This window comes from Tychonema sp. LEGE 06208, from assembly GCF_015207505.1.
Classification (GTDB): Bacteria; Cyanobacteriota; Cyanobacteriia; order Cyanobacteriales; family Microcoleaceae; genus Microcoleus.
Genome location: NZ_JADEWT010000171.1, coordinates 1 through 9,746 on the forward strand (window position 1 = coordinate 1; position 9,746 = coordinate 9,746).

General features: G+C 44.4%; 8 protein-coding genes and 1 pseudogene. 5 read left to right on the plus strand and 4 right to left on the minus strand.

Translation table 11 applies throughout. From position 1 onward, the window contains the following. Positions 1-109, minus strand: a pseudogene (locus tag IQ263_RS26840) (phosphoribosyltransferase); the annotation flags it as partial. Positions 110-163: 54 nt separating this feature from the next. On the opposite strand from IQ263_RS26840, the gene IQ263_RS26845 reads away from it, so the two are divergent. Then, entirely contained in the window at positions 164-913 is a 750-nt protein-coding gene (locus tag IQ263_RS26845) for a pentapeptide repeat-containing protein (protein WP_194071112.1), read from the plus strand. 112 nt (positions 914-1,025) lie between these two features. On the opposite strand, the gene IQ263_RS26850 is transcribed toward IQ263_RS26845, so the two are convergent. The 3 genes from IQ263_RS26850 to IQ263_RS26860 all read right to left on the minus strand — a co-directional run bounded on the left by IQ263_RS26850 (position 1,026) and on the right by IQ263_RS26860 (position 4,016). Next, positions 1,026-2,390 carry an RNA-guided endonuclease InsQ/TnpB family protein gene (locus IQ263_RS26850; RefSeq protein WP_194071113.1) on the minus strand — a complete coding sequence of 455 codons (1,365 nt, stop codon included), beginning with the start codon at positions 2,388-2,390 and terminating at the stop codon, positions 1,026-1,028. 458 nt (positions 2,391-2,848) lie between these two features. Next, positions 2,849-3,049 carry a hypothetical protein gene (locus IQ263_RS26855; protein WP_194071114.1) on the minus strand — a complete coding sequence of 67 codons (201 nt, stop codon included), beginning with the start codon at positions 3,047-3,049 and terminating at the stop codon, positions 2,849-2,851. 769 nt (positions 3,050-3,818) lie between these two features. Then, entirely contained in the window at positions 3,819-4,016 is a 198-nt protein-coding gene (locus IQ263_RS26860; protein ID WP_194071115.1) for a hypothetical protein, read from the minus strand. A 58-nt stretch (positions 4,017-4,074) separates the two neighbouring features. Between IQ263_RS26860 and IQ263_RS26865 the strand changes: the two genes are divergently transcribed. The 4 genes from IQ263_RS26865 to IQ263_RS26880 form a co-directional block, all read left to right on the plus strand. After that, entirely contained in the window at positions 4,075-4,278 is a 204-nt protein-coding gene (locus IQ263_RS26865) for a hypothetical protein (protein ID WP_194071116.1), read from the plus strand. Between the two features lie 1,284 nt (positions 4,279-5,562). Continuing rightward, the gene (locus IQ263_RS26870) at positions 5,563-5,751 is read left to right on the plus strand and encodes a hypothetical protein (RefSeq protein ID WP_194071117.1); all 189 of its coding nucleotides are present in this window, start codon (positions 5,563-5,565) and stop codon (positions 5,749-5,751) included. Positions 5,752-6,847: 1,096 nt separating this feature from the next. Next, positions 6,848-7,702 (plus strand): calcium-binding protein, encoded by an 855-nt coding sequence (locus IQ263_RS26875; protein ID WP_194071118.1) that lies wholly within the window; start codon positions 6,848-6,850, stop codon positions 7,700-7,702. Between the two features lie 269 nt (positions 7,703-7,971). After that, positions 7,972-9,746: tetratricopeptide repeat protein (locus IQ263_RS26880; RefSeq protein WP_228050394.1), on the plus strand; the 1,775-nt coding region annotated here is incomplete at its 3' end.

A 9,746-nucleotide genomic window follows, 5' to 3' on the forward strand; every position in this document is an offset into this window, starting at 1 on the left:
TCGCGAGACACACAATGCGATCGAATTTCCACTGAGATTCATCAATTTTTACAGCCAAATCCTCAATTGTCCGATGATACTCAGACCAAGAAATGTAAAGGTCGCTCATGCCTAATATGATTGAAATATCAAAGATATTATTAAATATTTTGGGGGAAATGACATGAATCCAGACGAACTTCTCAGACGGTATGCAGCCGGAGAACGGGTTTTTCACAAAATAGACCTGAGCGGGGCGAATATGTCAAGGACAAATTTGCGCGATATTGACTTGAGTCAAGCTGATTTAAAAGGTATAAATGCGATCGGCATCATCCTTTACAGAGCCAATCTGTATCAAGCAAATATCAGCCAAGCAAATATCAGCCAAGCCAACCTCATGTCGGCTAATTTCGGCGAATGCGAGGCGGTGGGAGCCAACTTAAGCGGAGCCATCTTGCGGAGTGCGGTGCTAGGCGGGGCAGATTTAACCGGGGCGAGTCTCAGAGGTGCAGACATGAGAGAGGCCAACCTTCAGCGGGCAATCTTGATGCAAGTTTATGCAGTTAACGTTAACTTGCAAGGTGCCAACTTGACAGAAGTAAAACTTTGCCACATCAACCTCAGCAAAGCAAATTTAACCGACACCAACTTTACACAAGCTGATCTCAGCCATGCTAAGCTGACTCAAGCAAATTTGAGTTGGGCAAATTTGACCGAAGCCAATCTCGAAAAAGCGGATTTGAAGGGAGCTAATTTGAACGGAGCAAACTTGAGCTGTGCGAATCTTCATCTAGCTGATTTGAGCGGAGTTTCCCTTAAGGGAGCAAATCTCCGGGGAGCAAACCTGCATCAAGCTAATTTACGCGGGACAAATTTAAACGAGGCGAATCTGAGAGAAGCGATGATGCCTGATGGCAAAATTTCTGAGTAATTGACACTCCCCGACCTTAAGGTACGGGGATTCTTAAGACATTTCGATCTTAATATCCCGCGCAAGTGTGCGGGTTCTTGGGCGCAATCCTTTTGCCTAAAAAGGTGGGCTGCTATCCTTGTCTTGCAACAAGCTCCTCAAGCGTTTGGGGATTAAAAAAAATCCCTGGTTTCGCGGAGTCCCCGCGTACCATTTTTAAAGCTCTATCTCTGATTGTTTTTGCAGCACCTATATCGGCGTGTTCGTAATAGCCGCATTCAGTACAGATGAATTTTTCTCCATCTCTGCTAGACTTGTCAATATGACCGCACTTCCTGCATTCAATGCTCGAATATTTAGGATTAACTTTAATTACGACTTTTCCTTGCTTCGCAGCTAAATACTCAATCTTTAAAGTTAATTCAGACCAGCCTGCATCAGAAATCGAACGATTTAAACTTTTCTTTCTGGATTGTCCGTTTTTGAGAAATCTTCCCGTTTTTTTATCGATTTTTACGCGACATCGGCGCATCATTCCTGAAATATTCAAATTTTCTAAGGCAATTGCATCAATATTTCGATCGACTATTTCCCGAGCGATTTTCCATTGATATGCTTGACGCTTATCGCTAATCTTTTGATGAAACAGTCCGACTTTTTTAGCCGCTTTTTTGCGATTTTTACTACCTTTGACTTTACGACTAACCCGTCTCTGTCTAATCTTCAGGGTACGTTTAGCTTTTTTATTGGTCGCAATTTTAGGATTCTTAATCTGATGTCCGTCAGACAAATGAACTAATTTGGTAATCCCTAGGTCACAGCCAATTATTTTCACAACATCCACCAGAGATTTTGTCAGGTAGTCGGGAATAGACTTGTCCTCAATTCGGATAGATACATACCAGCCATTTTGCCGTTTTCTTACCGCACAAGCCTTAATGGTAAAACCATCGGGGATTGACCGCGAGTTGTAAAACCGCATCCAACCTAGTTTTGGTAAGTAAATTTTATTACCTTGTATTTTGACTCCCATTACGAAGGTGAAAGAAGTAAAGTTACTCCGATTTTTGAATTTCGGAAATCCTTTACCTTTAAAGAAGTTTTTGTAGGCAATGTCTAAGCGTTTAACATTCTGTTGTAAAACTGTTGAGTCAATGCCAATATACCAAGGTCTAGCTGTTTTTAAGTCAGGTAATGCTGTTATTTGAATGTCGCCGGCACTGCGACGGGGGTTCTTAGTCTTACCTGAAGCATCGGTTTTTGAGTCTTTCCAAGGATTTCCGGTTGCACCATTTTTACTGACATAGCAGGTTAATGGGGAAACTTCGCTTTGAGTTCTAATCTCGCAGTAATTTCCTTGGATGAATTGTTGGTGGTAGTGAGTAATTCTGTCGTTGAGACACCAATTGTAGTGGCTTCTTAACATATCTACCCAGCCAGACATTTTTGAGTCTTGTGTTTGATTTGGACGCAGTTTGTAAACGTAGTTTGCGAGCAAGATTGAGTTACCTCTTATTTGAAGAGTGAACTGATTTTATTCTAGTCTCAAAACTTACGTGAAGAAAGGGTTGTCCCAAGGATTGTCGCAATTCTGTATTTTTCAACAATTTAAATATTGACGCATTTACTTGACTTAAAGCCGTCCTAAAAGTACGGGGTTTTCAACCCATTTTTCTGATAAACGGGCAAAATAGAACTTTAAACCGCGGGGTGCTGGTGGCGCACCCTACCTTTAGTTTAAATCCTAATTGTATTGAGGGGATTTAATTCTGTTTTTAGGTGAATGCGTTTTTCAACTGATACCGTACCGCGTACCATCCTGACTGGAGAGGCAAAAATTTTAGATTACTGTTCAATCTCCAGATTCATCTGTTGACTAAATCTTAAATCTAAAATCTACTAAAATCGATTGACTGTGCATTTCCACAGAATCTGCAAAAAATTTTGTACTTGAGTTTAGTCTACGACTTTCAGCCAGCCCCGCCGAACGGCGTGGAGCAAGCGGTTGATGGCTGTTTGATCTTCTTCGGTAAGACGGTCATTTAACAGCGCTGTTTGGAGCTGGCGTCGGTGAGTGGGAGTCAGCAAACCCGAGTGATATACCTGAAAGACTAGCTCTGCAATACTAAATTGAGGTAAAAGCGTTTGGGTCATCATTGTGTTTTTTTTGAACTGGCTTTTAGTAGTATTGACTAATTTTCCAAAGTTTTATGTGATTCAAATACGCGAGTTAATGTGATCCATTCGGCCTTGATTTGTGATTTGTGTCAGCCCAACTTGGGGATCGGTTCTTTCCTCATTGAGAGGGAAACTCGAAACACCAACCCCGTCTCGACCCCTCGCTTTTGGCAACTCCCAAATCTGTATTTTTCCTTAAGAGAGTGCGACAAATAAATTAATATTTATCTCATAATATTTTTTTTCAGTTAAATGAGATACACCATATCGCGGTAATATGCCATAGGCCTAGGGCATAAGGCCTAGGGTATAGGGCACTACCAATTACCAATTACCAATTACCAATTACCAATTACCAATTACCAATTACCAATTACCAATTACATTTTTTCCGCTCGTACCTTATGTTGCCCCGAATTGCTATAAATAAATCGATCGACTTAATTAAAGGTAAAAGTTTTAAGGTGTTCAGAAACCAGGTTTTGGCTGCATTTACCGGGTGTCGCGGTGTGTTTTTTTTGTGGATGTACTGAATAAATGCTAACTGTTGACTGCTGACTGCAGATTCCTGACTGATTCACATCAAAAATCCCGGCTTGTTCAAGAAACCGGGTTCGATCGAAACGATCGCAGCACATTTATTTTTTTTGAGACGGTTAATGAAGTGACCTGTTGGCGGAAATTTTGCTGCCAAAGTTTTACAGGAGACAAAGTAGAAGTGCCGAGCTCGACTTGCTGTCTGAAGAAACTAATCGGAAATCCCGATCCATCCGCGGCGGATGGCGTAAAGCAGGCGGTTGACTGCATCTCGGTCATCTTGGTTCAGAGCGCTTTGGCAGAACGAAAGCAGTTTCTGGCTTTGAGTGCGAGTCAGGTTGCCTGAATAGGTTACTTGATAGAATAGTTCAGCGATCGCCCGATCGGATTGTAAAGTCAGAGCTTGCATGAAATTTCGTTAATCTTGACTGTTCTAATATGCAGTGTTTGAGATGACAGTAGGGTGATTGCCGTCAGCTAAGCTGTGCGATCGTTCTGAACTATACTTGCGATCGAAGTCTGGGAGTATAGGTGAGTTAAATCACCGAAGAACAAAATACTCGATCGCCTTTGGGGTGATTTCCGGGCTGCTCTCAAAGTTTGACGAAACGTCTCAAACTCATGAGAGCAAGGCTTTGAGCGCCACTTGCTGTCGCCGGAGTGCGTGTTGAAGGCGACATCTTGGGGTGTGGAGTCTGATATCTGTGAAAGTTTGGGCGATCGACAGTTGCAGGGTCGGGGAAAATTTGCGATCGGCAAACCGCACCCTGAGATATAATAATTATCAATACTTCGAGCCCATATTATAGACTAACAGGTAAAACAATGATCGTTATTGGCTACTTTTCGATTGCCTTAATCGTTTTTATTGTTTGGTTCACAAGTTTTTGGAACGATAGTGCGACATCAAAAACTGACTTAATCTCTTGGATAGCCTTAGTAATCGGCCCTCTGATTTGGCCTGTTGTGCTGCCCCTATCCCTTTTGCAAATTACCAGCAAAAAGTCTGTTGTTCCAGTTAAATCCGAGTAATTGTTCTAATAAATTGTAGAAGTAACTGACTCAAACGCTGTTGGGTGTTTCGTCATAACTTATCCCCCCTACATCGCTCGTGGCAGCGATCGCATCTTCATTTTGTTTTTCCATAACCATGTGCATCTACAAAATCAATATTTTTTGACCGCTTTCAAATTCTGCATTCTACTATTTTAATCTTGCTTTTTTGTCACCAGATTACTCTCACAAGCCTGATGCTGTCATGGCTGAGGTTCCTGACAGTATCAGGGAGCATCTCTGTCCGAATGCAAAAAGTATTTTTTACGACTTGCGAGCTGTCGCGCGATCGCGCGGGCTTGGCTTATAGATGTGTCGCGAGGTAGCATCCTCCCTCGCACGGGCTCAATAACCTGTGCTGCGATCGCGACAGCACTCAAACAAAAAAATGCTGTTTACTACACAGCCAGAAACACTCAAGCTCGATATGCAATGTAACACGGTCTGTTGCTGGTCTGAGTATAACTTAAGACATATTTATTTGAGCGATCGCTCACTAACTTCATAGTTTTTCTGGCTTTCGGCCGCCGCACGCCATTGGTGGAATCTTGAAAAATTCGCGCAGGACAAAAACCGCTACAGTCTTTGCGCTGCAAGCTTTAGCAGCTATTTTTTTTTTTAATGTAGCAGCTTTTCAGAGACAATTGTAGAGTTCTAGAACGCCCAAATCGTCGAAGTCTTACCGCAGTTAGATAGACAATGCAAGGGGGAGAGTGCAATATGAAATAGCAATAAAAACTGTTTGCCCAATAGGCAAAATTTGTTGTAGGCGATCGGACATCAGGATTTGAGTAGGCCAGCGTTCTGATTTTAGATCGGGTGCTGTATTGGCGGGAACTTCTCAAAAAAACGTGCCGTCACTGTAGCCAACTTTGCTATTTACACAAACCATAGGACTTAAAATGAAAGAAATGTCTGAAAAGCCAGTTTATCGAATTCTTAATCTAGTGTCGCTGCTAGCCCTGAGCTACTATGCAGCTACTTCGATAGGTTATATTTTAGAGAGCGACCCTCACATTTACAGCTACGACAACCAGAGCTATTCTAACGGCTCAACTCAGCAACTAGAAGCACACAAATCGTCTCAATAGTACAGCTTGTCTATGAATGCTCAATCAAATTCCCTCGAAATTTCTAATTGCGGGCGTACTCCTCGAAGTTAACAATTAGCCAGAATTTTATTACTTAATAATTAATTTGATTAATTTAAATTGTTAAATATAATTATCAGAAAAACTTATCTATCAATTGTCAACTGTCAACTGAATGCAGGAGGCTGAGGGTGTAGTTTCACTTTTAACAGTCCCATACTCCCCCTTTGCAGATAAATCTGTTTGGCATTGTGTCGCCAACCGAAGACAACTAATCCCATTTGCGATCGGCGATTGGTGGTGACTTCCTGTGCCAGCGGGTTGGGAACCTAGGCTCGATCGGTTGCATTTTTTGAGTGAAACTAATGTTAAGCTCGGCAGCAGATTATTCTCACCTTTGACTAAACGTCTTAACTCTAGTGTGCGGCCCTTAATCGCAACTCGATTGCCGAAATCACCGATTTTATTAGATAAAAACTGGGGTGATGAGCCACAAAAGTCCCTCAAGGACTGTGTTGGGGCGCAATTTTGACCAAAAGCGACCCCAAGCTTGGGCTGCCTGGGAATACTCGCTAAAAATTTTTTTGATTTTTTGGGAACTATTGGGGGAACTCAAAAGTCAGGTCAACGAGAGTATACTAAAACATTGCAACTCCTGTTCTGCCCGAACGGGCACGAACAGGAGTAGCAGGGCGATCAACAGTTGCCAAGGACTGCGGTGCAAATTCTCAATCTTGAGAGCATACTCCCATTAAAAATGGTCAGCGTGTATTTGCAGACTAATGTTTTAAAAATGACTAGCCGCACCCGAGCTAGGTATGGTAAACTCACAAACGTTTAAGTGGAATATTTTCGTGTTAGAGGAGGGAGTTGTGGAGTGGAGAGTCCAAAGCAGGAAAAAACCGATATTTGCTGCTATACGAATAAAGGATTGTACTCGCGCTCCGGGGCTCCCTGCTGACAAATTAAATTACATGACAGCTTATAGCAGCCGGGTCAATTAGGGTCTCAACCGATGTCCGGTTACATTTATTGAATCCCTTTGGAGGGAAAAGTGTATTGTAGAAAAATGATTGATCTTTTAGGAGGAGTGTAAATGACACAGGTAACTAATCCAACAACGCCAGTAACTTCTAACCCGACAAGTGGTGGTGGTTCTAACATTATCGGCGCTCAAACGGATAACAGATTGAACGGCACCCAACAAGCCGATATCATTCTGACTTTTGGCGGCAATGATGTCATTGCTGGTGGTGGTGGTGACGACATCATTATTTCCGGTGGCGGTAATGACAGCATCGGCGGCGGCAGCGGCAACGACGCTATCTTTGCAGGCAGCGGTAACGATGCGGTCGCTGGCGGTGACGGCGACGACCGGATCTTTGGCGGTAAAGGAAATGACCTCATCGACGGCGGTGCTGGCAATGACTTGGTTTCTGGCGACAACGGCAACGACACCGTACTCGGCGGAAGTGGCAACGATACCGTCTTTGGCGGCCGGGGCAACGATATCGTGAGCGGTGGCGACGGCAACGACAGCCTCTACGGCGGTAAGGACAACGATACAGTCGATGGCGGTGCTGGCAATGACTTTATCTCTGGCGACAGAGGTCGCGATGTCTTGACTGGCGGTGCCGGCAGCGACACGTTCTACTTCGCTGGTTTTGGCGGCGACTTCGACGTAGACACGATCACTGACTTTACTCCAGCCGAAGATAAGATCGTATTGAAGTCCGGCGGTGTGTTGGGTGCTTTGGGCACAGGCTTGGATTCCAGCGAGTTTGTCGTGGTTTCTAACTTCAACCCAGCCAACAGCCCTGGAACTGCTAACAAGTTAGTTTACGACCCGCAAAACGGTGTGTTGTACTTCAACGGTACCGGTGGAGCGCTAACTATTGCTCAGTTGCAACCTGGTCTGACAATTACCTCGAACAACTTAGAACTGTTCTAAAACAACTGGCAGTTGTGGGGCAGCACTGGATAACATCTGGGGCTGTTCTTACAACTGCCGATCGTGTTTTAAAGGATTTCAACCTCACTCTGCTACCAGCGGGGTGAGGTTTCAATTCGGGCATTGAAGTAGGGACTGTTAAAAAAAATCGATCGCCAGTTATTGATGAAATTAATCGATCGCCCGATCGCCTAAAATATATACAAACTTTCAAATCATAATTTATAAGTTTTCCTGAAGCGGGGAAAAACCGCAACTGCCCAGAAGCAATGAGCACTGAAGCATACATCCGTCAAGCCCAAGTTTATTTGAAGCAGGGGAAGTTAACTGAGGCGATCGATATTTGCCATCAGGCGATCGAACTACAGCCATTTTCGCCGCTAGCTTACACCACTTTAGGCGAAATTCTCGAAGCGAGCGGAGACCCGACGGCGGCAAGAGATGCTTTTGTGCAAGCTTTGGAAATTTCGCCCCAGTTTGTTCTGGCTCATGCTTATTTGGGTCAACTTTACAACGAGTATTGCTGGTTGGATGAGGCGGCTTTTCATTACCGCAAAACTCTGGAGTTGAAGCCAGATTGGGCGGAAGTTCATTATAACTTGGGAAATATTTTTCACAAGCAGGGTAATTTGTTGGGCGCGATCGACTGTTACCGAAAGGCGATCGCCCTTCAACCCAATTATCTACTTGCTTACTACAATCTGGCTGTGGTTTTAGATGAAAATAATCAGATCGCTGCGGCCATTGATACCTACCGTCAGACGATTGCCAAACAGCCGGATTATGTGGAAGCTTACAGCAATTTGGGCGTGATTTTGCTGAAGGACGATCGCCCTGCTGAGGCGATCGAGATTTATCAACAAGCGATGCAGATTAAGCCGGATTGGGCGACGCTGCACAATAATTTGGGTCAAGCGTTGCAGGGCAAAAATCCCGATCGGGCGATCGCATCTTACCTCAAAGCTATTGAGTTGGAACCCGACATGGTTTTAGCCCACTACAATCTGGGGAAAGCTTGGCAATTGCAGGGGGAACATTCGGCGGCGGTTGCTTGTTTCGATCGGGTAATCGAACTAAATCCCCAACATATTTCGGGCTGTACGGATGCCGGATTTTCTTTGATGGTTTTGGGTAAAATTTCCGAAGCCATGCCTTATTTTCGGCAGGCGATAGCTCTGAAGCCTGATTTTGTTGAGGCTTACTGCCGTTTGGGAGAAATCCGGCAAACTGCTGCTGCAGAGGATGATGAGTTGTCAAGGGCGATCGCTGCGTGCGATCGATTTCTCGCAGCATTGATGGGAAGTTCGGCAACGGATTTTGTAGCGGATGTAACGGATTTAACGGATTTAAAAGTCAAGGAAGAAGGAAGAAGGAAGAAGGAAGAAGGAAGTTCGGCAACGGATTATGTAACGGATGTAACGGATGTAACGGATGTAACGGATGTAAGTCCGTCGGAAGAGGGAAGAGGGAAGAGGGAAGAGGGAAGTTCGGCAACGGATTATGTAGCGGATGTAACGGATGTAACGGATGTAAGTCCGTCGGAAGAAGGAAGAGGGAAGAAGGAAGAGGGAAGTTCGGCAACGGATTATGTAGCGGATGTAACGGATGTAACGGATGTAAGTCCGTCGGAAGAAGGAAGAGGGAAGAAGGAAGAGGGAAGTTCGGCAACGGATTATGTAACGGATGTAACGGATGTAACGGATGTAACGGATGTAAGTCCGTCGGAAGAAGGAAGAGGGAAGAAGGAAGAGGGAAGTTCGGCAACGGATTATGTAACGGATGTAACGGATGTAACGGAGGTAACGGATGTAAGTACGTCGGAAGAAGGAAGAGGGAAGAAGGAAGAGGGAAGTTCGGCAACGGATTATGTAACGGATGTAACGGATGTAACGGATGTAACGGATGTAAGTCCGTCGGAAGAAGGAAGAGGGAAGAAGGAAGAGGGAAGTTCGGCAACGGATTATGTAACGGATGTAACGGATGTAACGGATGTAACGGATGTAAGTCCGTCGGAAGAAGGAAGAGGGAAGAAGGAAGAGGGAAG

Excerpts from the sequence above, each read along its gene's own strand:
- IQ263_RS26855 (WP_194071114.1), bottom strand. The coding sequence starts at position 3,049 with ATGATGACCCAAACGCTTTTACCTCAATTTAGTATTGCAGAGCTAGTC.
- IQ263_RS26870 (WP_194071117.1), top strand. The coding sequence starts at position 5,563 with ATGAAAGAAATGTCTGAAAAGCCAGTTTATCGAATTCTTAATCTAGTG.
- IQ263_RS26860 (WP_194071115.1), bottom strand. The coding sequence starts at position 4,016 with ATGCAAGCTCTGACTTTACAATCCGATCGGGCGATCGCTGAACTATTC.
- IQ263_RS26875 (WP_194071118.1), top strand. The coding sequence starts at position 6,848 with ATGACACAGGTAACTAATCCAACAACGCCAGTAACTTCTAACCCGACA.
- IQ263_RS26845 (WP_194071112.1), top strand. The coding sequence starts at position 164 with ATGAATCCAGACGAACTTCTCAGACGGTATGCAGCCGGAGAACGGGTT.